At 63.5% G+C, this 23,568-nt stretch carries 27 protein-coding genes; 6 read left to right on the top strand and 21 right to left on the bottom strand.

Annotation, left to right across the window (positions count from 1 at the left end; genetic code table 11):
* Positions 1 to 2: 2 nt before the first annotated feature.
* From C7435_RS03230 to C7435_RS03205, 6 genes are all read right to left on the bottom strand, one after another.
* Positions 3 to 1,232 (bottom strand): acyl-CoA dehydrogenase family protein, encoded by a 1,230-nt coding sequence (locus C7435_RS03230; protein ID WP_121210029.1) that lies wholly within the window; start codon positions 1,230 to 1,232, stop codon positions 3 to 5.
* A gap of 60 nt (positions 1,233 to 1,292) precedes the next feature.
* Positions 1,293 to 2,084 (bottom strand): SDR family oxidoreductase, encoded by a 792-nt coding sequence (locus C7435_RS03225; RefSeq protein ID WP_121210028.1) that lies wholly within the window; start codon positions 2,082 to 2,084, stop codon positions 1,293 to 1,295.
* Positions 2,085 to 2,113: 29 nt separating this feature from the next.
* Positions 2,114 to 3,253, bottom strand: coding sequence for an acyl-CoA dehydrogenase family protein (locus C7435_RS03220; RefSeq protein WP_121210027.1), 1,140 nt, complete (start codon positions 3,251 to 3,253; stop codon positions 2,114 to 2,116).
* A gap of 27 nt (positions 3,254 to 3,280) precedes the next feature.
* Complete coding sequence (locus tag C7435_RS03215) at positions 3,281 to 4,447, bottom strand: acyl-CoA dehydrogenase family protein (protein ID WP_121210026.1); 1,167 nt, start codon at positions 4,445 to 4,447, stop codon at positions 3,281 to 3,283.
* Between the two features lie 189 nt (positions 4,448 to 4,636).
* Positions 4,637 to 5,545: an acyl-CoA desaturase gene (locus C7435_RS03210; RefSeq protein WP_121210025.1), complete on the bottom strand. Its 909-nt coding sequence runs from the start codon at positions 5,543 to 5,545 to the stop codon at positions 4,637 to 4,639.
* Between the two features lie 100 nt (positions 5,546 to 5,645).
* Positions 5,646 to 7,670 (bottom strand): PAS domain-containing protein, encoded by a 2,025-nt coding sequence (locus C7435_RS03205; protein ID WP_170150329.1) that lies wholly within the window; start codon positions 7,668 to 7,670, stop codon positions 5,646 to 5,648.
* 229 nt (positions 7,671 to 7,899) lie between these two features.
* On the opposite strand from C7435_RS03205, the gene C7435_RS16930 reads away from it, so the two are divergent.
* Positions 7,900 to 8,115 carry a hypothetical protein gene (locus C7435_RS16930; protein ID WP_143742968.1) on the top strand — a complete coding sequence of 72 codons (216 nt, stop codon included), beginning with the start codon at positions 7,900 to 7,902 and terminating at the stop codon, positions 8,113 to 8,115.
* Here C7435_RS16930 and ccmI read toward each other — a convergent pair.
* Genes ccmI through C7435_RS03180 form a run of 5 tightly spaced genes read right to left on the bottom strand, consistent with a single transcriptional unit; the run spans position 8,112 to position 13,494 of the window.
* The gene (gene ccmI, locus C7435_RS03200; RefSeq protein WP_121210023.1) at positions 8,112 to 8,972 is read right to left on the bottom strand and encodes a c-type cytochrome biogenesis protein CcmI; all 861 of its coding nucleotides are present in this window, start codon (positions 8,970 to 8,972) and stop codon (positions 8,112 to 8,114) included. The genes C7435_RS16930 and ccmI overlap by 4 nt on opposite strands.
* Positions 8,969 to 9,451, bottom strand: a complete 483-nt coding sequence (locus tag C7435_RS03195) for a cytochrome c-type biogenesis protein (RefSeq protein ID WP_121210022.1) — start codon at positions 9,449 to 9,451, stop codon at positions 8,969 to 8,971. The genes ccmI and C7435_RS03195 overlap by 4 nt, the downstream gene beginning before the upstream one ends.
* A complete protein-coding gene (locus tag C7435_RS03190) occupies positions 9,448 to 9,981 on the bottom strand; it encodes a DsbE family thiol:disulfide interchange protein (RefSeq protein WP_121210021.1) in 534 nt (177 codons plus the stop codon). Before C7435_RS03190 ends, C7435_RS03195 begins: the two co-directional genes overlap by 4 nt.
* Complete coding sequence (locus tag C7435_RS03185; RefSeq protein ID WP_121210020.1) at positions 9,978 to 11,966, bottom strand: heme lyase CcmF/NrfE family subunit; 1,989 nt, start codon at positions 11,964 to 11,966, stop codon at positions 9,978 to 9,980. The genes C7435_RS03190 and C7435_RS03185 overlap by 4 nt, the downstream gene beginning before the upstream one ends.
* Before the next feature lie 58 nt (positions 11,967 to 12,024).
* Positions 12,025 to 13,494 (bottom strand): sodium/proline symporter, encoded by a 1,470-nt coding sequence (locus tag C7435_RS03180; RefSeq protein ID WP_121210019.1) that lies wholly within the window; start codon positions 13,492 to 13,494, stop codon positions 12,025 to 12,027.
* 176 nt (positions 13,495 to 13,670) lie between these two features.
* Between C7435_RS03180 and C7435_RS03175 the strand changes: the two genes are divergently transcribed.
* Positions 13,671 to 14,891, top strand: coding sequence for an acyl-CoA dehydrogenase (locus tag C7435_RS03175; protein WP_121210018.1), 1,221 nt, complete (start codon positions 13,671 to 13,673; stop codon positions 14,889 to 14,891).
* A gap of 83 nt (positions 14,892 to 14,974) precedes the next feature.
* Positions 14,975 to 15,709, top strand: coding sequence for a tetratricopeptide repeat protein (locus C7435_RS03170; RefSeq protein WP_121210017.1), 735 nt, complete (start codon positions 14,975 to 14,977; stop codon positions 15,707 to 15,709).
* Positions 15,710 to 15,802: 93 nt separating this feature from the next.
* Here the strand turns inward: C7435_RS03170 and C7435_RS03165 are convergent, their stop codons facing one another.
* On the bottom strand, positions 15,803 to 16,093 hold the full coding sequence (locus C7435_RS03165; protein WP_143742967.1) for a hypothetical protein: 291 nt from the start codon (positions 16,091 to 16,093) through the stop codon (positions 15,803 to 15,805).
* A gap of 420 nt (positions 16,094 to 16,513) precedes the next feature.
* Here C7435_RS03165 and C7435_RS03160 point away from each other — a divergent pair, with 420 nt between their 5' ends.
* Positions 16,514 to 17,392 (top strand): glycosyltransferase family 39 protein, encoded by an 879-nt coding sequence (locus C7435_RS03160; RefSeq protein WP_121210016.1) that lies wholly within the window; start codon positions 16,514 to 16,516, stop codon positions 17,390 to 17,392.
* A gap of 61 nt (positions 17,393 to 17,453) precedes the next feature.
* Complete coding sequence (locus C7435_RS03155; RefSeq protein ID WP_121210015.1) at positions 17,454 to 17,927, top strand: hypothetical protein; 474 nt, start codon at positions 17,454 to 17,456, stop codon at positions 17,925 to 17,927.
* On the opposite strand, the gene C7435_RS03150 is transcribed toward C7435_RS03155, so the two are convergent.
* The 3 genes from C7435_RS03150 to C7435_RS03140 are packed head-to-tail and all read right to left on the bottom strand — an operon-like array spanning position 17,924 to position 19,737.
* A complete protein-coding gene (locus C7435_RS03150) occupies positions 17,924 to 18,586 on the bottom strand; it encodes an SOS response-associated peptidase (protein ID WP_121210014.1) in 663 nt (220 codons plus the stop codon). The two genes, C7435_RS03155 and C7435_RS03150, sit on opposite strands and share 4 nt — an antisense overlap.
* A 10-nt stretch (positions 18,587 to 18,596) precedes the next feature.
* Positions 18,597 to 18,860 (bottom strand): hypothetical protein, encoded by a 264-nt coding sequence (locus C7435_RS03145; protein WP_147422620.1) that lies wholly within the window; start codon positions 18,858 to 18,860, stop codon positions 18,597 to 18,599.
* Between the two features lie 46 nt (positions 18,861 to 18,906).
* Positions 18,907 to 19,737, bottom strand: coding sequence for a DNA adenine methylase (locus tag C7435_RS03140; protein WP_121210012.1), 831 nt, complete (start codon positions 19,735 to 19,737; stop codon positions 18,907 to 18,909).
* 150 nt (positions 19,738 to 19,887) lie between these two features.
* Between C7435_RS03140 and C7435_RS03135 the strand changes: the two genes are divergently transcribed.
* Positions 19,888 to 20,259, top strand: a complete 372-nt coding sequence (locus tag C7435_RS03135; protein ID WP_121210011.1) for a hypothetical protein — start codon at positions 19,888 to 19,890, stop codon at positions 20,257 to 20,259.
* Here the strand turns inward: C7435_RS03135 and C7435_RS03130 are convergent.
* From C7435_RS03130 to C7435_RS03105, 6 genes are all read right to left on the bottom strand, one after another.
* Positions 20,256 to 20,453 (bottom strand): hypothetical protein, encoded by a 198-nt coding sequence (locus C7435_RS03130; protein ID WP_147422619.1) that lies wholly within the window; start codon positions 20,451 to 20,453, stop codon positions 20,256 to 20,258. The two genes, C7435_RS03135 and C7435_RS03130, sit on opposite strands and share 4 nt — an antisense overlap.
* Positions 20,434 to 20,871, bottom strand: coding sequence for a hypothetical protein (locus C7435_RS16925; protein ID WP_147422618.1), 438 nt, complete (start codon positions 20,869 to 20,871; stop codon positions 20,434 to 20,436). The genes C7435_RS03130 and C7435_RS16925 overlap by 20 nt, the downstream gene beginning before the upstream one ends.
* On the bottom strand, positions 20,865 to 21,197 hold the full coding sequence (locus tag C7435_RS03120) for a ubiquitination-like system serine protease family protein (protein ID WP_121210008.1): 333 nt from the start codon (positions 21,195 to 21,197) through the stop codon (positions 20,865 to 20,867). Before C7435_RS03120 ends, C7435_RS16925 begins: the two co-directional genes overlap by 7 nt.
* On the bottom strand, positions 21,194 to 22,171 hold the full coding sequence (locus C7435_RS17335) for a transglycosylase SLT domain-containing protein (RefSeq protein WP_325048636.1): 978 nt from the start codon (positions 22,169 to 22,171) through the stop codon (positions 21,194 to 21,196). The genes C7435_RS03120 and C7435_RS17335 overlap by 4 nt, the downstream gene beginning before the upstream one ends.
* Positions 22,172 to 22,242: 71 nt before the next feature.
* On the bottom strand, positions 22,243 to 22,689 hold the full coding sequence (locus C7435_RS03110) for a hypothetical protein (protein WP_121210007.1): 447 nt from the start codon (positions 22,687 to 22,689) through the stop codon (positions 22,243 to 22,245).
* 65 nt (positions 22,690 to 22,754) lie between these two features.
* Positions 22,755 to 23,468, bottom strand: coding sequence for a hypothetical protein (locus C7435_RS03105; protein WP_121210006.1), 714 nt, complete (start codon positions 23,466 to 23,468; stop codon positions 22,755 to 22,757).
* Positions 23,469 to 23,568: the final 100 nt, after the last annotated feature.

Here is a 23,568-nt window from a genome sequence, read left to right as displayed (position 1 = left end):
GATCAGACCTCATTGGCGTAGGGCTTGAGTTCCTTGCGACCAATGACCATGCGGTGCACGGCGTCGGGCCCGTCGGCAAAGCGCAGCGTGCGCAGGCCGGTCCACATGGCGGCCAGCGGCGTGTCCTGGGAAACCCCGGTGCCGCCATGCATCTGCATCGCCTCATCAACCGTCTCCAGGGCCACGCGGGGCGCGACAACCTTGATCTGGGAAATCCACGGCGCAGCCGCGCGCGGATCACCCTGGTCCATCATCCAGGCGGCTTTCAGGCAAAGCAGGCGCGCCTGTTCGATCGCCATGCGGCGCTCGGCAATGATGTCGTAATTTGCGCCCAGCTTGGCCAGCGGCTTGCCAAAAGCCGTCCGCGACACCGAGCGACGGCACATCAGTTCCAGCGCCCGCTCCGCCTGGCCAATCGCACGCATGCAGTGGTGGATCCGGCCCGGCCCAAGGCGGCCTTGCGAAATCTCGAAGCCGCGACCGCGACCGAGGATGAGGCAGTCCTTGGACACGCGCACATTGGTGAAGCGGATATGCATGTGACCGTGCGGGGCATCGTCATGACCGAACACCGTCATCGGGCGCAGGATCTCGATACCGGGCAGATCGCTGTCGATCAGGAATTGCGAGTGGCGCCCATGGCGCGGCGCGTCATCGCCTTCGGTGCGGGTCATCAACACATAAACGGCGCAGCGCGGATCACCGGCGCCCGAGGCCCAGTATTTCTCGCCATTGAGTACCCATTCATCACCATCCTCGACGGCAGAGAAGGCGATATTGGTGGCGTCCGAGGAAGCCACATCCGGCTCGGTCATCAGGTAGGCTGAACGCATTTTGCCCGCGAGCAGCGGCTCGAGATATTTCTTCTTCTGCTCGGCGTTACCGTAGCGCTCGATGACTTCCATATTGCCGGTGTCAGGCGCCGAGCAGTTGAAGGTCTCGGCGGCCAGTTGCGACCAGCCCATTTCCTCGGCCAGATAGGCGTATTCCACGGTCGAAAGACCATAGCCGCGATCCGAACCGGTGAGCCAGAAATTCCACAGGCCGCGCTTGCGGGCCTCGGCTTTCAGGCTCTCAAGGATTTCGGTCTGACGGTCGGTGAAGGCAAAACGGTCGCCGGCCTTGCCGATCTCCGCATGGTATTCGGCCTCAACCGGCATGACGACGTCGCGCACCATGGCGCGGACCTGCTCGATGAGCGGCTTGACGCGCTCTGACATACCCAGATCCATGTTTCTCCCCTTGATCTCTCTACCGTTGTGTCTGTTCTGATTATGCTTTTACGTGTTGGTCTAAACCGGTCGGCCACGAGCGCCCATCATCATGCGACGGAATTTCCGCATCCCGCCAATCCAGCGGTCGCGCTCATTGGCCCGGGCCCGCTCATAGGCCGGGACACTGTCATGTGGTAGCGCCAGAAAGCGCTTCTCTGCGATCGCTGCGAGCGTCTCGGCCGCGACATCGGACGGCTCGACGATACCATCAGCGCCGGCAATGCCGCCATCCTCGCTACCGCCCAGCATGTCTGTGCGGACCGCCTGCGGGCACACGCACACGACTTGCAGCCCTTCATCACCATGCCCGATTGCCAAGCTCTCGGCAAAGGAGACAGCGGCATGTTTGGAGGCGGTGTAAGAGGAGGCTCCGATCTGGGCGAGCAGGCCCGCGGCCGACGCCACCAGCACAAACACGCCGCCGCCCTGCGCCTTCATGCGCGGCCAGACCTGGCGGGCCCCACGAACGGCGCCCATCACATTGACCTCGAAACTGTCCTGCCAGGCCTTGTCATCAGCGCCAGCCGCGTCCCAACTCGGTTCATCGGTGCGCAATATGCCGGCATTGGAAACATAGACCGCGACCGGCCCCAACTCAGCCTCGACCTTGTCGAGAAAGGCAGCGATCTCGGCTTCCTTGGTGACGTCGACTTTCATGCCGATGCCGCCGAACTGCGCCGCTGCCTGTTCGGCCCCGTCCAGATCGGCGAGCGCGACTTGGGCGCCCTGAGCGTGGAAGGCCTGCGCCATCGCCAAGCCAATGCCGCGGGCGCCGCCGGTGATCGCGACCACCTTGCCTTGGTAATCCATGATGTTTCCTCCTCCGCGAACCTCGCGGATCAGTATTGCCGCATGCGGGCGAATTTCTCGGCGTGATAGTTGGCGTCACCATAGAGCGCCTCGGCCACCCGGATCCGCTTCATGAAGAAGCCGATATCGAACTCGTCCGTCATGCCCATCCCGCCATGCATCTGCACGCCTTCCTGGGCAGCCAGCTGGGCGACCTGACCGAGCTTGGCCTTGGCCGCTGACACCATCATCGCGGCATGCTCCGGCGCGGCGTCGAGGGTCTGCAGGGCTTTCAGCACGATCGACTTGCCAAGCTCGACCTCGGAATAAAGATGCGCCGCGCGGTGCTGCAGCGCCTGGAAGGTGCCGATGATCTGGCCGAACTGCTTGCGCTCTTTCAGATAGCCCACCGTGCTTTCAAGGCATTGCTGGGCCGAGCCGGACATTTCGGCCGACAGGCCGGCGCGACCGGCATCGAGCACGGCTTCCAGTGCCGCGAGCCCGCCATCGACCTCGCCCAGCACGGCATCGGCCGTCACATCAACACCATCCAAGGTGACAGTCGCGAAATTGCGGCTGTCGACGGTCTTGATACGGTCCACCGCCAACCCGGCAGCATCCATGGGCACCAGGAAGAGCGAGATACCCTCGGCTTCGTTTTCACTGCCGGCGGTGCGTGCCGAGACAATCATCATGTCGGCGACATGCCCCTCGGCGACAAAGCTTTTCTTGCCGTTGAGCTTGAACCCATTGCCCGAACGTTCTGCCGTCGTCGTAACGCTGGACGGGTTGTGCTTGCGGCCTTCGTCGACGGCGATTGCCGTGATGGCTTCGCCGGCAGCAATGCGCGGCAACCATTCACCCTTCTGGCCGTCAGACCCGAAACGCGACAGCGCCGTGGCGCCCATGACCGCGGTCGACAGGAAGGGCGAGGCGGTCAACGTCCGGCCCATCTCCTCGGCGATGACGCCCGCAGCGACATACCCCATTTCGACACCGCCCTGGTCTTCAGGCACCAAGACGCTGGTCCAGCCCATCTCGGCCATTGCGGCCCAGGTCTTGCGGTCGAACCCGTCTGCATTGTCGGTGTCACGCAGATTGCGCAATTGCGCGAGCGGCGCGCTGTCCGCGAGAAATCCGCGGGCGGCATCCTTGAGCATGCCGGCTTCTTCATTGAGCACCATGGCCATGATGGTCTCTCCCCTTTGGTGCGTCTCTTAAGCGGACGGCAATTCGAGAATGCGTTTGGAAATGATGTTGAGCTGGACCTCGGACGTGCCGCCCTCGATCGAATTGCCCTTGGTGCGCAGCCAATTGGCCGCAACATCATCATCGACGCCCCATTCCAGACCGTCCTGACCGACACTGTCCATCATCAGTTCGAGGCGGCGCTTGTTGAGCTCGGTGCCGTAGTATTTCAGAACCGAGGAATTGGCGCCCATGCCCTGCCCGGCCTTGGCCTCGTCGGAGACGCGTTCCATCGTCGACATAAAGGCCAGACCATCGATTTCCAGACGCACGATATCCGTCCGCAACAGCGGGTCAGCCAGGCGTCCGTGCTCGTCCTTGCCCAGCATCTGCACAGCAACATCGCCAGCCGGGCGCATGGCGCCCGATCCCATGCCGCCGATCATTTCGCGCTCATGGGTCAAGAGATATTTGGCGACCGTCCAGCCCTTGTTGAGTTCGCCGACCACATTGTGCTTCTCGGCTCGTGCGTCGTCGAAAAAGGTCTCGCAGAAGGGTGATTTTCCGGAGATCAGCTTGATCGGCTTGGTGGTGACCCCCGGCTGATCCATGTCGACCAGGATGAAGGAAATGCCTTCATGCTTCTTGGCCTCGAAATCAGTACGCACGAGGGCAAAGATCCAGTCGGCCTGATCGGCATAGGAAGTCCAGATTTTCTGACCATTGATCAGGTAATGGTCGCCCTTGTCCTCGCACTTGGTCATCAGCGCAGCGAGGTCGGACCCGGCATTCGGCTCGGAATAGCCTTGGGCCCAGCGGATTTCCCCGCGCGCGATCTTTGGCAGATGCTCCAGCTTTTGCTCATGGGTGCCGTATTTCAACAGAGCCGGTCCAAGCATCCAGATGCCGAAGGATTGCAGCGGCGAACGCGCCTTGATGCGCTGCATCTCCTGACGCAACACCTTGGCTTCAGCCTTGTCGAGACCACCGCCGCCATACTCGGTCGGCCATTCCGGCACCGTCCATCCCTTGGACGCCATCCGGTCGAGCCACAGTTGTTGCGGTTCGGAGTATTTGGTCTTCTTGCCACCCCAGACAGCGTCGTTCTCGCTCGCCATGGGCCGGCGCATTTCCGCCGGGCAATTGGCGTCCAGCCAGTCACGGACTTCTTCGCGGAAGCTTTCCAGATCGGACATTATCTCCCCTTTATAACCGTTATCGAGCATTCGGTATGATGCACTTGCGAAGACGCTAGCGCCGAACCGGGGACAGGTCCATGGCCGAAAGCGGCGATTTCAGTGAAAACGCGGCATGCGTGAACGCATGAAAAAGCCCCGACCGTATGGTCGGGGCTTTGGGTGCCGTGCAGCCGTGAGCCGGGATGATCACGCAAATTGCGGCGCGATCTCCAGATTGCGAGCCAGGCCGACGCGGCGCATCACCAGAAGCGCGGTCCCGTTATAGTCGACGACCCGGTTCCAGAAGCCCTTCTTGGGCAAATGAAGGGCCGAGCGCGGGAAATCATGATGATGGTCGTGCAGGGCCTCGCCGCCGGTCAGCAGGGCCAGCAGATAATCGAACCATTTCGGCGTCTTCATGTGACCGAACACATTCACGCCCAGTGTGGTGGCGTGAAATTGCAGGCCGCGACCGATGATCACACTGGCGTGGATCAGGGCGGTCAGGATCAGCGATCCGCCGCTCAGCGCGACGATCAGATAGATCACGGCCGGAATGGCAAAATGCATGACCAGCGACAGGGTGATGTGGAAGCGGTCCGCGAAATGAACGACCGGATTATCCTTCAGCCACATCGGCATGGGACGCGCCAGGTCCTTTTCGTCGCGCCACAGGATCCACCCAACCCAGGCCCAGACCTTGGACTCGAACGGATTGTGCGGATCACCGGGCTTGTCGGCAAAGCGGTGATGCTGGGAGTGATAATTGACCCAATCCTTCAATGTGCCCTGCATCGCCAGGATACAATTGATCATGATGATGACCTGGCCCGGCCATTTGATCTCGCCGGCCCGGTGCTGCCAGATCCGGTGCAGCGGCCCGATCCCCATATTGCACAGGAAGATGGTCAGCGCGGTGACGCCAAAGCAAAGCGGCGCATACCACCAGCGCAGGGTCAGCCCGCCGAGGGCGAGTCCGAGGACGATCATGGTGGTAAGCAGCGCAATGCCGAGCGCCGGATAGATGATAGCCGAAAACGCGCTCGCCCAATTGAGCGTACGCCAGGATCGCAGGATCGCTTCGGAACGCGCCAGAATGCGGGATTCAAGGGTCATGAAGGGACACTCTCTTAAAAACAAAAGAACCGGTACGGAGCTGACTCGGAGTTTCAGCCGTCCCGCACCTCTCGTCAAACACTCATTGTATGGACTGCGCCTACCCGGTCTCGCCAGTCATAAGGGAATAGCAATCAACCGGCTCGAGCGGTAACTCGACGGTAAAACTTGCACCGACACCACATTCACCATCGGCCCGAATCGCACCGCCATGACGCTCGACAATGCGTTGACACAAGGCCAGGCCGACACCCGTACCGGGATAGGCATCACGCGCATGCAGGCGCCGGAACACTTCGAATATCCGACCGGCATGCTTGCGCTCGAAGCCGATACCATTGTCGCTGACGACGATCCTGCAGCAATTCGTCGCCGCCTGGACGCCGATATCAACCACAGGCTTCCGCGTGTTGTCCCGGTATTTCAGGGCATTGCCGATCAGGTTGACGAATAGCTGGCGCATCAACACCCGATCACCCTTGATGACGGCATCTACAGGATAGTTGATCGTGGCGTGGCAGTCGGTGATCGCCATTTCAAGGTCCGCCATGACCTCCTCGATCAACGTCGCCAGAGACAAGTCCTCCAGCTTCAACGCGACATGGGACGAGCGCGAATATTGCAGCAGGTCGGCGATCAATTGTTGCATGCGCTGCGATGCGTCGACCATCTGGGTGACCATCTTGGTCCCGCGTGCGTCGAGCACCTCGCTGTAATCTCGCGCCAGGAGGCCGCCATAGGTCGAGACTTTGCGCAGGGGCTCCTGAAGGTCATGCGAAGCGACCGAGGCAAAGCGTTCGAGCTGCACATTGGTGCGTTTCAGTTCCACCGTCTGATGACGCAATTTCTGTTCATCGGCCCGCTGCACGGTGACATCCTGAATGACGCTGAATGTCCGCACATTGCGCCCGTCCGCTTCCCGCACGGCCCGGATCCACACGTGGACCAGGCGTTCATCGCCATCACTCTTTCGCACAAACCGAAAGGTCTCCGACGCCAGATGACCGCTTTCCAACGCGTCTTCGACAAAGACACGTGCGGTCGAGGCCTCATCCCGGTGCACGCATGACAGGAGGTTGTCGAAAGAGAGTTCGAACCGGGCCCGGTCGAGACCAAGTATGTCATAAACTTCATCGCTCGCCGTCCCCAGTCCGGCCTCGGGGCTGATCTCGATATAGCCAATCTGCGCCGCTTTCCCGGCCATTTCGAGCAGGCGCAGGCGATCACTCGCCCGCATTTCGACATTCTTCCGCTCGGTAATGTCATCAAGGGAGCCAGCCATACGCAAGGCTTGGCCACCGCGCCCCCAAGCGGCCTGCCCACGCGCCTGAACCCACACATAATGGCCGTGTTCATGCCGCCACCGGTACTCGATCGCGAATGGTTTTCGCTGCGAAAGATGGTCATTGATAGCCAACATCACCCGGTCGACATCCGCAGGATGCAGGCGATCCGCAAAATCGTCGAATACAGGCTGGAAATCCGGATCGGTGATCCCGGCAAGCTCCATGAAGCGGGGCGACCAGAACACCGCGTCGGTTCGCACATCCCATTCCCACAGGCCGACGCTGGCTCCTTTCACTGCGAGCGAGAAACGGCGATCCGCCTGGCGCAAGGCAAGTCGGTGACTGACCAAGGCTCCGGCGGTTTCCAGCACGGCCACCTCCTCCGGTGACCAAGGCTTGTCGCGCGCTTCCGGTCCGGTCAGGTTCAACGTGCCGTAGACCACACCATCGACGAACAGGCGCACGCCGAGATAGGTCTCCAGCCCCAAGTTCCGATAACATGGATGGTCCGCGAACAGGCTGTCGGAGGCCCGGTCGACATAGATCGGCTGTTCAAGCGCAATCACGCGTTCACAATAGGTCTCGCAGAGGTCAAAGACTTGACCGACGACCACGGCGTTGTTCACGTCGCGGACGAATTCCACCTCGTAGCGACCATCTTCGATCTGGGAAATAATGGCGAGCGGCAGACGGAAATATTGCGCCACGGTATCCAGCAACTGGTCGATACAGGCATCATGGCCACCCTCGCCCGTCGTGCTAATTTGCACCAGCTGCAACAGGATTTCTTGCGTCGACGCCCAACGACCGGCGCGCGCTGATTTTGTCAGCTTGTCCATACATTCCAAAACGGGAGACCGGCGCCCCAAATTTGCCAGCCAACCCTGCCTCGCCCAGTGCCCACAGGGTAAACGCCCATCTGCACCGGCACAAGCAACCATACCGGGCAGCAAGACGGCACAATGCCGTAAATTTTCGCAGACTTATCGATAGTCGGGATGGACCTCGCGCCGATATTACGTTTTCGTAACGATACTTGCTAATCGATTCATCGCTGGGGAGCTGTGGATGAAAACGACTGCAATCATCTTGGGTGGAGCGCTTGCCGTTTCATTATTGGCGGTGAATTGCCCGCAATCAGTCCGTACGGCCGTGACCGAACGGACCCAAATTCCGGACCATGTATACGAAGAAGCCGAGCGCCAGCTCGACGTTTTCGTCTCCTGGGCCCGCAATGACGCCAATGTGCCGCAGATGGCACCCCGCGAATTGCCGGCCTCCTAGGGTTCGACCTCATCGCCGGATAATGCTGCGGCCTCGCCGTCGGCAAGAGCCGCTGCAATCCGCGCCTCGACCATGCCGCGATAGGCGGCATCAGGCGCGGCACTGTCCAGGATCGCCTGCCAGCTCGCCAGCGCGGCCTCGCGATCTCCGTCCTGATAAACGGCCTCCGCCATGAAAAAACGGGCCCGCACGTCGAGCGGATCAATGTCCAGCGCCCGGGCAAAGGCCTCACGCGCGGCAGCATTCATCATGCCACCGGTTTCAAACAGGCGCGCCTGTCCAAGCGCGGCAAACAGGAAAGCCGAACCCGGCTCCCAATTGATCGCTGTTTCAAAGGCGGTCGCCGCATCGCCATAACGCCCCATCCGCAAATAAGCCTGACCGAGAACCGCCCAGCCCTGCGGATTGTCCGGGCGCTCGGCGAGTTCGTTGCGGAGATTTTCCAGCTCCGCCATGACGGCCTGCGCCTCCGGCGGCAGTCCCGGCGCCCGGGCCGGGGTCATGCCGACGAGGAAGGGGCTGCCGACCAACATGTATATGATCACCGCCAGGATGACGCTGACACCAGCCCCGCCCACCAGACCGTGCCGCAGCCATTTCGACGCCGCTGCCGGCGGCGCCAACGCGGCCGCATCCCCTGTCCCGGCCTGACTCATACGGCGCCGGATATCGAGTTCGGCCTGGCGGGCCGCGTCCTCGCCGATAAAGCCCAGCTCGCGGTCCCGCGCCAACTCAGCCAGCTGGCCGTCGAACACATCGCGGCCGTCCGACACATCACCGCGAACGCCGCGCATGACGGGCAGGACCAAGACCAGCGCCACCAGGCTGGCCAACGCGGCAATCAGGAACCAGATCATGACTGCCCCTCCTCCTCGCGCAGCCGCGCCAACTCGGCTTCCTCATCCGGGTTGAGCGCCGGTGCCGCGCGGCCCGACTGGCCGCGGACAAACAGCACGATCAGCGTGCCGCCGATCAGGAAGGCGATCACCGGGAAGAACCACAGCAAAATGGTATTGCCCTGCAGCGGCGGCATCATCAGCACATAATCGCCATAACGGGTCTGCAACCAGGCGCGTACCTCTGCATCGCTATCGCCGGCCAGCAAGCGCTCGCGCACAACGGCGCGCATGTCGGCGGCCAACGGCGCATTGCTCTCGTCAATGCTCTGACTTTGACAGACCACACAGCGAAGCTGGCGATACAGGGCGCGCGCACGCACTTCCAGTTCCTCGTCCTGCAGGCGTTCATCCGGCTCCGGAGCCGCCATGGCGACCGGTGCCGCGAGCAGGAGTGCCGGCAGGAGAAAGAGAAGGAAAAGGCGGGCCAATTGTCTCATTCCGCTTCCAGGGCCTCGATACGGGGCAGGAGGACATCGCGCCAGACGGTCTCGTCAATGATGCCGACATGGTGGAAACGCACCCGCCCCTCACGGTCGACCAGAAAGCTTTCCGGCGCGCCGGTGATGCCGAGATCGATCGCCACCCGCCCCTGGGCATCATCGCCGGCGCGTTGGTAGGGATTGCCATGCCGGGCCAGCCAGACCGCTCCATCGCCGGGCCGGTCGCGCCAGTCGACGCCATAGATCGGCACCCGTCCCGAGCGGCTGATCTGCATCAGCATCGGATGCTCGATCTCGCAGGGCGGGCACCAGGACCCGAAGACGTTGAGCAGCGAGACATGCCCCGCCAGATCGGTACTCGCCAGACCCGGTTCGCCATCGGCAATGCCGGGCAGGTCGAACACCGGCAGCGGACGGTCGATCATCTGGCTGGGAATGGCCGACGGATCCTCACGCAGGCCAAGGCCGAAATAGACGCCAAGCACCAGAAAAATGGCCAGTGGCAGGAAAAGGAAGACGCGGTTCATTCGGCAGGCTCCGGACGGGCTTGTGCCTCGCGCGGCTGTTTGCGAACCGCCAGCGCCCGGCGGCCGCGGTCGGAAATCGACAACAATCCACCCAGACCCAGAATACCCGAGCCGATCCACAGCCAGATCGCAAACGGGTAGATATAGACAAAGACCGGCCAGCCGCGGTCCGGATTGGGTTGACCGATGGTGACGTAGATGTCGCCGGTCAGGCGGGCATGAATGGCCGACTCGGTCGTCGCCATGCCGCGCACCGGGTAGAGGCGTCGTTCAGCCGTCAGATTGCTGACCACCTGCTGGTCGCGCCGCGCCGTCAGATATCCGCGCTCGGCGACATAATTGGGCCCTTCGATCTGCTCGACATCATCGAGTGTGAGGGTGAGCTGGCGGATATCGAGATGCTGGCCGGGCATCAAAAAGGCACTCGTCTCCTGTTTCCAGGCGCTGACACCGGTGATGGCGAAGACCACCACGGCGACCCCGAAATGCGCCACAGCCATGCCCCAAATGCCCAGCGGCAGGCGGGCTGCCCGCGCCAGCGAGGCCTTGAATTCGATCTGGAACAGCTTGAAACGCTTGGCCAGATCGATCAGCACGCCGAGCGCGATCCAGATCGCCAGTGCCGTGCCCAGCGCGCCCGCCAACAAGCCCCGGTCGGCGATCCAGAAGGCCGCAAGTCCGCCGGCAAGCGCGGCAATGGCGGCAGGCGCGAGGTCCTTGAGCACCGGCATCAGGCGGCCACGCTTCCAGGCGAGCAGGCCGGAAATCGGTACCAGCACCAATAATGCGCCGATGAAGGGATTGAAGGTGTTGTTGTAGAATGGCGCCCCAATGGTCACCGTCTCATCGCTCACCGTGGTGATGAAGAGCGGATAGAAAGTCCCGAAAAAGACCAGACCGCAAGCGACGACCAGAACCAGATTATTGATCAAAAGCGTGCTCTCGCGGCTGATCGCGGAAAACACGCCGGTCGGCTTGAGCAGCCCCGCCCGCAGGCCATAGATCAGCAGCGACCCGCCGATCAGGGCGATCAGGATGGCCAGGATGAAGACACCGCGTTCCGGATCGACGGCAAAGGCGTGGACCGAGGTCAACACGCCGGACCGGACCAGGAATGTCCCCGCCATCGACAGGGCAAAGGTCAACAGGGCCAGCAGAATGCTCCAAGCCTTCAGCGTATCGCGCTTTTCCATCACCCGCAGTGAGTGGATGAAGGCGGTCCCAGCCAGCCACGGCATCAGGGAGGCATTCTCGACCGGGTCCCACGCCCACCAGCCGCCCCAGCCGAGCTCGTAATAGGCCCAGCTGGCACCCAGCGCGATACCGATGGTGAGGAAGGTCCAGGCCGCCAGTGCCCAGGGCCGCACGATCCGCGCCCAGCGGGCATCGACCCGACCGTCAATCAGTGCTGCCAGCGCAAAGGAGAAGGTGATCGAGAAACCGACATAGCCCGCATAGAGCATCGGCGGATGCGAGGCGAGACCGGGGTCCTGCAGAAGCGGGTTGAGGTCCTGGCCATTCTCCGGCCCCGGCCACAGGCGGGCAAACGGGTTGGAGGTGAAGAGCAGGAAGGCCGTGAAAGCCGCCGTGATCAGTGATTGGACTGCAAAGGTCAGCGAGATCAACCGCGCCTCGACCGGCTTGGCCGACCAGGCCAGCGCCGCAGTATAGGCCGTCAAGATCAGCACCCACAGCAGCATCGAGCCCTCATGATTGCCCCAAACGCCGGTCAGCTTGTAGAGGAAGGGCTTGTCGGTGTGCGAATTCTCGGCCACCACCAGCGCGGTAAAGTCCGACATCGCGAACAGCGCCGTCAGGCAGGCGAAGGCCGCCAGAACCAGCACAAACTGCGCGATGGCGCCCGTGCGCGCAAACCCGTGCACCACAGCATCGCCGGTCCGCAGCCCCGCAAAAATGGCCACGGATTGGAAGAGCGCGACCACAAAGGCCAGGATGAGGGCAAATTGCCCGAGTTCAGCAATCATGCCGGGGTGGTGTTACGACTGGCGCAAAAGGTCAAGGCGCAGGGTGTCGCAGGGGGGATCACGCCGTCGCCCTCACCCGCCCGAACCACAGGATCAACAGCGCCGGAAGCCACGGAAACACGCGCTCGAACGGGTCGCCGGGCAGTTGTGCCCATTGCGCCGCAACGGCGCCGGGACCGCTGAGTGTTGAGGCGTCCAGCGCGCCCATCGCATTGAAGAAGACCGTCAGGCCGAAACCGACAATCATCGCGGCGAGCACAGCCCTGTGACCGGACTGGACGCCGATCACCCGCATCACGATGACCGGGCCGAAGGCGGCGCCCAGCGCCGCCCAGGCGAAGAGGACACGGGCGAAAATCGTCGATGGCAGGGCCAGCGTCATCCACACGGCGACAAGGGCAATGGCAACCATGACGATGCGCGAGACGGTGACTCCCTCGCCCTTGAAGCGGCGTGACACGCCGAGATCGCGGCTGACGGCGGAGGCCGCCACCAGCAGGATGGAGTCGACCGTCGACATCACCGCCGACAGCACGGCGGCGATCACGAGACCGCCGATCAGCGGTGGCAGATAGTCGCGTGCGACCTGATAGAAAAGCGCCTCGCCGTTTGACCCGGCACCAACCAGCGCCCGGCCGGACAGGCCAAGGACCGTCATGCCGATAAAAACCAGCACGGCCCAGACAATGGCGATCTGGAATCCGTGCCGCCGCGCCGACTCGTCCTTGACCGCCATCAGGCGGGTGATGAGTTGCGGCTGGCCCAAAGCGCCAAGGCCCACACCCCAGACGCCAACCACAAAGCCGGCCAGCAGCATGACCGGCATGTCGCCGCCGAAACTGAGATAAGCGGCCGCCTCATTGGCTTGCAGCGTCGCCATCACGCCGGACGGACCGCCCGCCGCAACAAGCGCCGCAACCGGCAGCAGACAGGCGACGAGCAGCATCAGCGCGCCCTGCAGCATGTCGGTCACGCTGACCGCCCAGAAACCGCCGAGCAAGGAGTAGATGAGAACCACCCCCGCCCCGACCAGCACGGATTCCATCCGCGGCAAGTGGAACTGGGTCTCGAAGGCCTGGGCCGCGGCGCCGAACTGGGCGGCAATATAGAAGATGAAGCAGAACAGGATCATGGCCGCGGCGACACCGGCGATCAGCCGCTTGCCGCCCGGCGATTGCCCGCCGGCGAGGAAATCCGCCGTGGTGACATGGCCCTCCGCGGCGGTCTCGGACCGCAGGCGACGTCCGAACCACAGCCAGACGGCGACATAACCGCCCCAAATGCCCGGCACCATCCACAGTGCCGACAGGCCGGTGAGATAGACGAAGCCGGAAAAACCCAAGAGCACCCAGGCCGAGGAGGTCGAGGCGGCATAGGACAGGCCCGCGACCCAAGGCCCCAAGCCCTGACCGGCGATGAAAAAATCGCTTTCCGTCCGATTGCGCCGCGAGGCCCAGACACCAACCCCGACGAGGATCAGCTTGTAGGCCACCAGCGTGGCCAGCACGATCATGTTGTCCTGCGACATCCATCCCTCCCCGAACGGCGCCTGGCGCGACCATGCGGCCACCTTTGCTGACAGCTCTAGCCGTGTTTGCGATACCACGCCACGTCGAACCGCTCCGGCGGCTTGCCCCCGCTGCCCGCCCCGGCTAATCCGGCATCAAAGCAAAACCCAATGACGTCCGGGGAGACCATATCATCATGACCGACAAGCCGACGCTGAAAGCCAAGGATGCTCCGGATCTGGGCCGTTTTGACTGGCAGGACCCCTTCCGTCTCGATGATCAGCTGACCGAGGAAGAACGGCTCGTTCGCGACACCGCGCACAGCTATGCCCAGGCCAAGCTGCAACCGCGCGTGATCGACGCCTATCGCGAGGAACACACTGATCCGGCCATTTTCCGCGAAATGGGTGAGCAGGGCCTGCTGGGCTGCACGCTGCCGGAGGAATATGGCGGCGCCGGCCTCGGCTATGTCGCCTATGGTCTGGTCGCCCGCGAAGTCGAGCGCGTCGACAGCGGCTATCGCTCGATGATGTCGGTCCAGTCCTCTCTGGTGATGTATCCGATCTACGCCTATGGCTCGGAAGAACAGCGCACCAAATACCTTCCCAAGCTCGCCTCGGGCGAATGGATCGGCTGTTTCGGCCTGACCGAGCCGGATGCCGGATCCGACCCGGCCGGCATGAAGACCCGCGCCACCAAGACCGCGACTGGCTATACCCTCAACGGTGCCAAGATGTGGATCTCCAACTCCCCCATCGCCGATGTTTTTGTGGTCTGGGCCAAGTCCGACGCCCATGACGGCAAAATCCGCGGCTTTGTGCTCGACAAGGGCATGAAAGGCCTCTCCGCCCCGAAAATCGGCGGCAAACTGTCCCTGCGCGCCTCGATCACCGGCGAAATCGTGATGGACAATGTCGAGGTCGGCGAAGACGCCCTCCTGCCGCATGTGTCCGGCCTGAAAGGCCCGTTCGGCTGTCTCAACCGGGCCCGCTACGGCATTTCCTGGGGCGCCATGGGCGCCGCCGAATTCTGCTGGCATGCGGCGCGTCAATACGGGCTCGACCGACACCAATTCAACAAGCCGCTGGCCCAGACTCAGCTCTTTCAGAAAAAACTCGCCGACATGCAGACCGAGATCACGCTGGGCCTGCAGGGCTCGCTGCGCATCGGCCGCCTGATGGACGAGGCCAAGGCCGCGCCGGAGATGATCTCGATCATGAAGCGCAATAATTGCGGCAAGGCACTCGATATAGCCCGCATGGCGCGTGACATGCACGGCGGCAACGGGATTTCCGAGGAATTCCAGGTCATGCGCCACATGGTGAATCTGGAGACGGTCAACACCTATGAAGGTGCCCATGACGTGCACGCCCTGATCCTCGGACGGGCACAGACAGGCCTGCAGGCCTTTTTCTAGCGCCTGATCAAGACGCGCAGTACGCGCGCGCTTGCCCCCTGCAACCGTCTCGCTTATCAGGAATTGGTCAGCAGGGGGACACGATGCCGATTCTGATGGGACTCCACATTCTTGTGGCGCTCGGCTGCGCCGTACACGTCATTCGTACACAACGGCAGATGTACTGGATTTTCATCCTGTTCGCCTTCCCGGCCCTCGGATCGATTGTCTACTTGCTCGCGGAAGTCCTGCCCTCGGCCGCCGGCAGCACCTCAGCCCGAAAGGCAGGCGCCGCTGCCCGCAAAGCACTCGATCCGGGTCGCGAGGCGCGCGACGCCCTGGTCCAGATCGAGATCAGCCGGACGCCGGGCAATTTGCGCCGCGCCGCCGCCGCACTGCTCGCAACCAAGCGTGCCGACGATGCGCTGGTGCTGGCCCGCGAGGCCGCCAGCGGTGCTTTCGCCGAAGACGCGGCCATGATGTTCACCCTCGCCCAAGCGCTCTATGAGACCGGCGAGTTCGGCGAGGCGTTGACCCAGCTTGAAGCGATGCAGACCGCCCACCCGGATATCCGCCATCCCGAAGCCCACCTGCTGTTTGCCCGGACGCTGGAAGCGCTCGGCCGGATCGACGAAGCGCTGGCCACCTATGCCAGCGTCGCCGACTATTTCCCCGGTCCGGAAGCGCGTGCCCGCTGGGCCATGTTGCTCGATGTCCATGGCGACACGGTATCCGCCCGCGCCCGCTGGCAGGAAATCCTGACCGCTGCCCGACATGCTCCCAAATTCGTCCAGCGCACCAATCGCCGCTGGCTCGACATGGCACGCTTGAAAGCGTGAACTGAAATCAACGCCGAGCGATCAAGAAAACGGCCACCCCGAAGCTCGAGGCGGCCGCAATCTCACACCACAGATTTTCGCAGGACCTTGCCGTCAGAGGCCGAACTCGGAACACTCATGAACGGTCTGCCACCCCGTGCTCGTTGTGCACACAACGGCGGAACACTCGCCAGTGAACTGGTTGTAGTGGACGACGCAATTGTCCGGCACAGAACGGGCGTCCTCCCTGAGATAGGCGTTGATTTCAGACGCACTCAGTCGCACGTCATCGGCGCGAATCTTGTCCGCCGCGCTGGTCGCCTCTTGTCCACCCACGGCGACGCCGCCAACGGCAAGCCCCACCGTGCCTGCCAACACAGCCATCGTGACTATAACATTTCTCATGCTCATTCCCCTTTTCAAAAAATGACACACTGAGCACGCTAAGATAGTGAGGGATAAATCGTCAATCAGAAAGGGATATGAAAGTGGGGAGAGCAGACCACGCGGCCTGCAATCCGTCCCGCAATCGCCGCAACTCCCACTTGATGCCCGCGCCGCCGCATTCTAAACCCGTCAGTGGAGAGGTGGCCGAGTGGTCGAAGGCGCTCCCCTGCTAAGGCCCCGCCGTCTCTTTTTAACCCACAGAAAAAGCTAAGATTTTTCGGGCGCACCGAATGCGCTTCCCAATTATCTCCCTTACGCCTTGTCGCAGCCATCATCGCCATCAGCCTCACTGCTCGCGCGATCAACCCTGCCTTCATCAATGACCAGCTCGAGCTGCTGGAGTTTTCGCGGGAATGGCGCCTCGTCTACGATGAACAAATGCCGCTGTATGCGTGGCTGGCCACGGCCCTGCTGCGCGCCACAGGCGACAGCGTGCTGGCACTGGACGCCCTGAAATATCTCTTTGTCGGCGGAATGTGGTTGGCACTTGCCTCGACGGCCGAGCGTTTGCGACCGGGCACGGGCGTGATCGCCATCGCCTTTGCCTTCCTGCTGCCCACCGTCAATGACGATCTTCTGGGCGAGGTGTCGCACACGGCAGCGCAGATGTGCGCGGGCGCGGTGTCGGCCTGGCTGATCGTGCGCGCCCTGGACGGCGAGACGAGCCGTCTCTGGCTCTGGCTCGGATTGGTCTGGGCCGGAGGGCTGGCGGCCAAGCATTCCATGATCCCGCTGGTTGCCGCGGAATTTGCCGCCGTGGCGCTGCTGGCAGGCCCTGCGAGGGCGCGAATGCTTCGGCACATGGTTCAGGCCGCCTGTATCATGGTGGCGCTGTGCGCGCCCCTCTACGCGATCCTCGCAATGGCGCCGGAGACGGTCGAGGCCCAGCTCGCCGAATTCTTCACCGACCGTGGGCTGCCCGGCGCGCTGATGGACGGCCTCACATCGCCGCTGGCAGAAGCCGGATTGTTGATTTTGGGGATTGCAGCCCTGGCGGCGTGGAAGCGTCCCGCGCTTGGCCGGGCGCGCTGGGTTCTTGTCGCCGTGTGCGCCGGCTTCGTCTGCGCGATTATTGGCGGGGTCCTGATGTCCGGTGCGACCGTGTTGCGCGACCGCTGGCTGGCAGCCGGTCTCGTCCTGCTGGCCCCGGTTGCGGCCAGCATGGTGCCACGGCCGCAACGGTGGAGGGGGCTTGCAGGCGGGCTTGTGCTCGCAGCGGCAGCCGCAAGGGCGGCGGAGACGGCCGGCCTGCTGTGACCGGCGTCACGCGACACGAAGCCAGGTTGACCAGCGTCCGGGCAGTGATACCGTCCGCGGCATGCAGCTCTATGCCGACAGCCCCGTCGCCATCCGCGCCGACACACCCGCCCTGCCCGATCGGGACGGCTTCGAGCACGGCTTCACCTATCTCGACTTCGGCGATGCTGCGCTGAACCAGCCTTTGCGCGTCGACGCTCTGTCGGCCGGGCCGTTCATGGTTCACCACCTGGTGCGGCCGGATGGCTCGCTGATCGAGGATGGCGGGTTCGGGATCACGCTGGACCCCGGCGGCAAGCTGTTTCATTGGGGCCGGATTTTCTTCCCCCGCCTGGACGATGCCCTGGCGCTTGTCGATCGGCTGATCGATACCGGAATTCCCTGGTACGAGCGGCCGCTTCTCGAATCGGAAATGCCGTTGATCCGCGAGATATGGGAAAAGGCGCTCGCGGCCGGGCATCTGACCGACGGCACACGCCTGCCGGCGAACTGGCCCGCCTTCCATGAAGGCGACCGCTCCGGCATGGTCTCCTAGCCCGGGTCCCGTTCGACAATCTCAAGCTGGTCATCCGGCAGCGGCCGCTGCAGCGCGAGGCTGCCCTCGCCGCCGGCGAGCCAGGCGCGGCAATCCTCCGGATCCGTTAGTATCACGGGCATCGCTTTCGGATGGATCGGCGCAACCACGTCATTCGGCTCGCAGGTCAGGAAAGCGTAGAGCCGCCAATCTCCCGGTGTGCGTTGCCGCCGCGATTTGCCGGCCACGGGGGCTAGCCGCTCGCCCTGCCACGGGCGCCAGACACCGGCGAAGAACGCCACGTCCCGCCCCGGCACGGCGAACCAGGCATTGCGCCGGCCGGCAATGGGTTCGGCAAAGCGCCTGAATGGCACCAGGCAGCGATACTCTGGCTGCATCAGATAGGCGCCATTCACCCGGCGCCACCAGGGCGAGGCCAGATTACGGATATTGGTGATGGGCGACTTGCCCTGCCCGGCCGGCGGGAAGCCCCACCGCATCTCGGAGAGCTGCACACCATCGTCTACGGCGTGAATGACGACGCCGTCCTGATCCGGGTAAAGCCGGGGCCGACCGGCGAAATTTCCGGTAGCGGGCTCGGTCGACAGATCGAACGTCAACTGCCCCATCGCCGCGCGGATGGCGTCAAGGCCCGTATCGAGGTCATAGAGATTGCACATGCCGGCCAGCCTAGCCGGAAATCAGCGGCCGCCAAACCGTGCCGACCTGCGCCTGGAAGAACATCCGGCCGTCACAGCCCCACCGCTTGCAGCGCGGATGCAGATCAATCGGAGATGCGGCACGGCCCTGCGACCAGATCAGCACGGCCAGGTCGGCCGACAGAATGATATCGCACTTGCGGCAGGTCAGACGCAGTGCCAAGCCGCGCCGCTCGATCTCGTCGAACGTCCTGTATGCTTCAAGCCAGATCGGGGAGATGTTCGCGCGCGCCATGAGGCGCGGAACATTCAGCGAACAGAGTCCGCCTGTCAATCAACCATCACTCACCACCACCCCGGATGATCAACTCCCGCGCGTCCGTGGCGATTCCCTTCGCGACGCCGTACTTCAGCTCGACCGTTTCAAGGTCGAAAGCTGCGAAGATCTCGCGGATTTCCGGCACATCATTGATTGACAGGATGAAGCGCCCCTCGATACCGGCGAGCTGTTCTGCCAGGCGCTGGAAATCATCACGCACAAACATGCCTTTGCCGTAGTCATTCTCACCACCCCAATAAGGCGGATCGAGATAAAAGAGCGTGGCGGGCCGGTCATAGCGGGTGATGAAATCCGCGAAGGGCAACCGCTCGATCTGCACGGCCGCCAAGCGTTCATGCAGCGCCTCGAGCCGGCTTGCGATCGTGTAGACGTTGAACGCGCCGGCATAGCCGGGCGACACCCCGAAAGAGCGACCCGCAATCTTTCCTCCGAAAGCACACGTCTGCAGATAGAGAAATCGCGCGGCCCGTTCCATGTCAGTCAGCGTGTCAGGATCGGTTGCCTGCAAACGCTCGAACTCACGCCGGCTGGTGATCTGGAATTTCAGCATGTCCAGGAAGGCGGCGTAATGGCGCTGCACCACGCGATAGAAGGTCGCCACATCAAGCGACCAGTCATTGATCACCTCCAGCGGCCGCGCGATGCGCCGGCGCAGGAAGATACCACCCATGCCCACGAAGGGTTCGGCATAGGTGTCATGCGGTTCACTGTCGAGAATCCGGACCAGCCGCTTGGCCAAGTTTCGCTTGCCGCCCAGATAGGGCGCAGCCGGTTCGGTAGCATCAACATGAAGGGCGCCGAGCAGATCGGGCGCAGGGGGCACTCTGGACATGGGAGGAGTCTCGCTGACAAATACACGCGCCGGTTGGCCGGCGGCGGAGAGTTTGACGATTTCTAGGGCCGTCAACTTGCGGGGCGAGAGACCCGCGGCTTGGCGTGTTGGCGCACGCCGGCCTCCGTCTTTTGGGGACGGGAGGAAGAATTGTCTTGGCAGGCGAACAGCGATTATGCGTTGAAAGAGTTCCACGCTCTTTTGGTCTGGCTCGCCATCGGTGGGTTCGGCGGCCTCGCGGCGGTCGGTGCCGCAGCAATCCAAATCAGCGCTAGGCCCGATCCGCCATTCATTTCCCTGGGCTTCGCATGGTGGTTCGCGATGGCCGCTGGCTTGGCGTTCATTGCCAGATTACTCATTGCCGTTGCTGCCGCAATCATTGCATCCGAACGACTAGCCACCAAACCAGCGGAGGCCGTCTGGCTGCAAGCAATCGGCGCTGTCGCCGGCATCTTTTCGGCCATGTCACTTACTCTAGGGGTATCTTTGGCGGTGCAGGCCCTGACAGCAATCGCGCCCTAACCACGCCCCGCCTCAACACGCCCCCACCATTCCTGACAGGCCCGCGCGATCGCCGCATTAAACGCGGCCACCTCCCCGGCGCCCAGCGCAATCGCGCGCCAGTCGTCATCGCGCGCCGCCGCCTCCAGATCGCGCGGCGGTGTCAGGCAGGTTTGCGGCGGAGTTTCGACCTGTTCACGGACGATCCGCTCCACTTCCCGGATCTCCGGCTCGAGGCTCGGCGGCGGTGAGACCGAGGGCACGGTTGAACAGGCGGACATCATCATCATGGGCAGGACAGCTGCGATCAGCGCTTTCATCGAAAGCCCTCCGGGCGGCGGCCGCATCGGCGGCCAGTTGACGGGAATCGGCGAGGAAGTCGGCGACGTGCTGTGCGCGCCAGGCGCGATCCTCCTCGAGCCGGGCTTCAGCGATGGTCGCCACGCCGGCGAGACGGGCCGCCTCCTGGCCGACGCGCTCGACAACGGCGTCGTAATTGGCGACGGTCTGGGCGTTGCGAGCGTGCGACCGGCCAAGCATGTAGGACGCCGGCACGGCAGCGACCGTGAACGCCCCCATGATCAAGGCGCCAGCGACACCGGCGCGCAGGGTGGCCGAGAGACGGCCTAGCATGACACCCACTCCCCGTTGCGCAGCCAGCCGTGCCAGATCGTGCCAAGCGCGCCGGTGCCGCGGCGCTTGAACTGGCGATGCACCGAGGGATGCAGCGTCGGGGAAGTGAGGTCGCCGCTGAACTCCCAGCTCGGGGTTTCAGCACACGGGCGAAGTTTGATCGCGCATTCGGCACCATCTCCCGACGGGCACTTGAACAGCATTTCCTTGGTTCCATCGACCATCTCTTCGATGGTGAACGACCCGGGCGGATGATCACCTCCGTCATTCCATTCGGCGAGCGGCACGAAAGCCGCAGCACACGAGGCTCGGGATTGTTCGATCATCCCCCCACCCCCACCGGCATCGCCCGCGGATCCGCGCCAGCGAGCTCACCCCACCAGCGCTCGATGCGCGCGACATAGGTGCGGGTCTCATTGGCATGATGGCCGGTGACCGACGGCAGGCAGGTCTCGATATCGCGCCAGTCGCGGGCGCCGTCACACGCCCGCTGGGCCGCGATAATGTTGCCGGCGCCGGCATTGTAGGACGCGGCGGCCAATCGCCAGCGCTCCAGCGGTGGGCGCGGCGATCGCCACACCGCCATTTGCCGGGCCATGTACCAGGCGCCGGCCTCGACGGCGATGTCATCGTGCGGGGTGTACTGCACCGGCAAGCCCAGCCGATCACGCGCCTCGCGCCAGGTCGCCGGCATGAATTGCGCCAGGCCCGCTGCACCGACCGGCGAGACCGCATGCGGGTCACACAGGCTCTCCTGATAGAGCTGGGCGGCCCAGGCGGCTGGATAGTCAAATGCGCCCCACCAACGGCCCACAGCCGCCTCCATGTCGCCGCGCCAGGCTTCGCAGGCGGCATAGCGCTCCGGCCAGACGGACGCGCCTGACGGGGCCTCCATGGCGGCCGGGGAATGGATTCGTGAATAATCCGCACCGCGATCGGTAAAAACGGCCACCTCGGCATCCGGCCACGCCGCCGGCGATGGCGGCTGCCCAAAGGCCGCGCCAGCCAGAAGAAAAAGACCGAGGACATAACAACCGCGCAGGATGGCCGCCGCAATCGGATTGGACTGGATCGAGGCCAGCGCCGGATCCTTCTCGCCGAACAGGCCGCGCATCACCCGCGCGATCCGCAAGCCCAGCATCGCCGACACGACAGCGACCAGAAAGGTGCCCGCCTTCATCAACACGCCGGAGCCGAGAAAGTCCCACACCCCGCCGACGATGATTGCCAACACCGCGAGCACCCCCACAAGCCCGAGCCAGTTTTCCGGCCCGGACAGGATCCGCTTGATCCATCCCATATCAGTCTCCATGAAAAAGCCCGCTCGAGGCGGGCAAAAACTTGAGCCACCGAACGCCGTTCGGCGGGGTGTCAGTCGTCCTCGCGCAAGTGATGCCCTTCCAACCGCTCGAGGCGGCGGCGCAGGCCGTCACTTTCGCGCCGATAATCGGTGATGATCCGGTCATCGACCTGGTCTCGCCGGCGGGCATCCTCGGCCTGGACCTGGACCATCGCGTCAAACAGCGCCGCCATGCGTTCGGCGCGGCTGCCTTCGATCGTCATGATGATCCAGGTCATGCCAGCGATTGCGCCGGTGCCGATCGTGCCCAGCGCCCCGACGAGACCGATCAGGGCCTTCCAATCCGTCCGGCTGCGCTGATTGTACTCACGCAAAAAGCCCGACAGCTTGTCCGTCATCTGATCGACGGATTTCACCAGGCTTGAGACCTCGGTTTCCAGCCGGTCCTGCCGCCTTTCGGCCGCCGCTACGCGCCGCTGCAGATCCGCCGGCGGATCGGCGGGTGTCGCATCTGCCATACCAACATCCTTTCAGGCACAAAAAAGCCGCCCGGAGGCGGCGCTGTCAGTCGATGTGGGCGACGCTAGCCGAGCAACACGGCCAGCTCGGCCGTCATGGCGGCTTCGGCCGCATCGATGAGGGCCGGGATGGCAGCAATATCCGTTTCCGGATCGGCGATATCGGCCTTGGCAGCGAAATACAGGCCTTCGATTGCGGCGTTCACCGGCGTCCAGGCAACGTGCTTGCCACGGATGAGTGCGGCGACGTCTGCAATGCTTTCGCCGTGAACACCCACCTCGGCCGACAGGTATGGATAATCGGCCGGGTCGATCTCTTCCTCGTTCAAGGCGGCCGCTTCGTGGCGCTCCACCTCGGCCAGCTTTTCGCGATAGGTCTGCGCTTTGGCGGCGCCGCCTGTCAGAACGGACAGGCGCAGGCGCTCGGCCCGATTGGCCAGATCGGCAATCCCACGCCGGCGATAGGCGGCGATATCGTCTTCCGACATCTCGGCCGGCGCCATCACCGGCAGCGGCTCCGGATTGACAACCGGTTCAGCCGCCAGCGCGTCCCGCACTGCATTGGGCAGATCGGCTTCGGCGATGAAGGCTTCGCGCGCCATCGTCGACCAAGTCGACAGCCCATAAGCCGCGATCAGGGGCATTCGCCCGGCACGGTCGATAGCAGGTTGTCTGGCGAAAAGGACGGCCGCCTCAATCAGCTCTGGTGGATAGTGGCCGGCCGAATGGCCCCATTCGATCAGGGCAAGCGCCGCGTGGGCAGGAGACTTGGGCTTCATAATGCGTTCCTTTCAGGTTAAGCGGCCAGGTCTTCCAGCGCCGCATTGGAGAGCCGGTAATCCCAAAACGAGACCCGGCGAAGGTAAGAGGAAAGATTGG

The organism is Maricaulis maris (assembly GCF_003634045.1).
Classification (GTDB): Bacteria; Pseudomonadota; Alphaproteobacteria; order Caulobacterales; family Maricaulaceae; genus Maricaulis; species Maricaulis maris.
Note: the sequence above shows the minus strand (reverse complement) of the source record. Positions and strands in the feature narration are given on the sequence as shown.

What these genes read in the sequence shown, in the direction of transcription:
- C7435_RS03230 (WP_121210029.1), bottom strand. Translation starts at nt 1,232, where the DNA reads ATGGATCTGGGTATGTCAGAGCGCGTCAAGCCGCTCATCGAGCAGGTC.
- C7435_RS03225 (WP_121210028.1), bottom strand. Translation starts at nt 2,084, where the DNA reads ATGGATTACCAAGGCAAGGTGGTCGCGATCACCGGCGGCGCCCGCGGC.
- C7435_RS03220 (WP_121210027.1), bottom strand. Translation starts at nt 3,253, where the DNA reads ATGGCCATGGTGCTCAATGAAGAAGCCGGCATGCTCAAGGATGCCGCC.
- C7435_RS03215 (WP_121210026.1), bottom strand. Translation starts at nt 4,447, where the DNA reads ATGTCCGATCTGGAAAGCTTCCGCGAAGAAGTCCGTGACTGGCTGGAC.
- C7435_RS03210 (WP_121210025.1), bottom strand. Translation starts at nt 5,545, where the DNA reads ATGACCCTTGAATCCCGCATTCTGGCGCGTTCCGAAGCGATCCTGCGA.
- C7435_RS03205 (WP_170150329.1), bottom strand. Translation starts at nt 7,670, where the DNA reads ATGGACAAGCTGACAAAATCAGCGCGCGCCGGTCGTTGGGCGTCGACG.
- C7435_RS16930 (WP_143742968.1), top strand. Translation starts at nt 7,900, where the DNA reads ATGAAAACGACTGCAATCATCTTGGGTGGAGCGCTTGCCGTTTCATTA.
- ccmI (WP_121210023.1), bottom strand. Translation starts at nt 8,972, where the DNA reads ATGATCTGGTTCCTGATTGCCGCGTTGGCCAGCCTGGTGGCGCTGGTC.
- C7435_RS03195 (WP_121210022.1), bottom strand. Translation starts at nt 9,451, where the DNA reads ATGAGACAATTGGCCCGCCTTTTCCTTCTCTTTCTCCTGCCGGCACTC.
- C7435_RS03190 (WP_121210021.1), bottom strand. Translation starts at nt 9,981, where the DNA reads ATGAACCGCGTCTTCCTTTTCCTGCCACTGGCCATTTTTCTGGTGCTT.
- C7435_RS03185 (WP_121210020.1), bottom strand. Translation starts at nt 11,966, where the DNA reads ATGATTGCTGAACTCGGGCAATTTGCCCTCATCCTGGCCTTTGTGGTC.
- C7435_RS03180 (WP_121210019.1), bottom strand. Translation starts at nt 13,494, where the DNA reads ATGTCGCAGGACAACATGATCGTGCTGGCCACGCTGGTGGCCTACAAG.
- C7435_RS03175 (WP_121210018.1), top strand. Translation starts at nt 13,671, where the DNA reads ATGACCGACAAGCCGACGCTGAAAGCCAAGGATGCTCCGGATCTGGGC.
- C7435_RS03170 (WP_121210017.1), top strand. Translation starts at nt 14,975, where the DNA reads ATGCCGATTCTGATGGGACTCCACATTCTTGTGGCGCTCGGCTGCGCC.
- C7435_RS03165 (WP_143742967.1), bottom strand. Translation starts at nt 16,093, where the DNA reads ATGAGAAATGTTATAGTCACGATGGCTGTGTTGGCAGGCACGGTGGGG.
- C7435_RS03160 (WP_121210016.1), top strand. Translation starts at nt 16,514, where the DNA reads ATGCCGCTGTATGCGTGGCTGGCCACGGCCCTGCTGCGCGCCACAGGC.
- C7435_RS03155 (WP_121210015.1), top strand. Translation starts at nt 17,454, where the DNA reads ATGCAGCTCTATGCCGACAGCCCCGTCGCCATCCGCGCCGACACACCC.
- C7435_RS03150 (WP_121210014.1), bottom strand. Translation starts at nt 18,586, where the DNA reads ATGTGCAATCTCTATGACCTCGATACGGGCCTTGACGCCATCCGCGCG.
- C7435_RS03145 (WP_147422620.1), bottom strand. Translation starts at nt 18,860, where the DNA reads ATGGCGCGCGCGAACATCTCCCCGATCTGGCTTGAAGCATACAGGACG.
- C7435_RS03140 (WP_121210012.1), bottom strand. Translation starts at nt 19,737, where the DNA reads ATGTCCAGAGTGCCCCCTGCGCCCGATCTGCTCGGCGCCCTTCATGTT.
- C7435_RS16925 (WP_147422618.1), bottom strand. Translation starts at nt 20,871, where the DNA reads ATGCTAGGCCGTCTCTCGGCCACCCTGCGCGCCGGTGTCGCTGGCGCC.
- C7435_RS03120 (WP_121210008.1), bottom strand. Translation starts at nt 21,197, where the DNA reads ATGATCGAACAATCCCGAGCCTCGTGTGCTGCGGCTTTCGTGCCGCTC.
- C7435_RS17335 (WP_325048636.1), bottom strand. Translation starts at nt 22,171, where the DNA reads ATGGGATGGATCAAGCGGATCCTGTCCGGGCCGGAAAACTGGCTCGGG.
- C7435_RS03110 (WP_121210007.1), bottom strand. Translation starts at nt 22,689, where the DNA reads ATGGCAGATGCGACACCCGCCGATCCGCCGGCGGATCTGCAGCGGCGC.
- C7435_RS03105 (WP_121210006.1), bottom strand. Translation starts at nt 23,468, where the DNA reads ATGAAGCCCAAGTCTCCTGCCCACGCGGCGCTTGCCCTGATCGAATGG.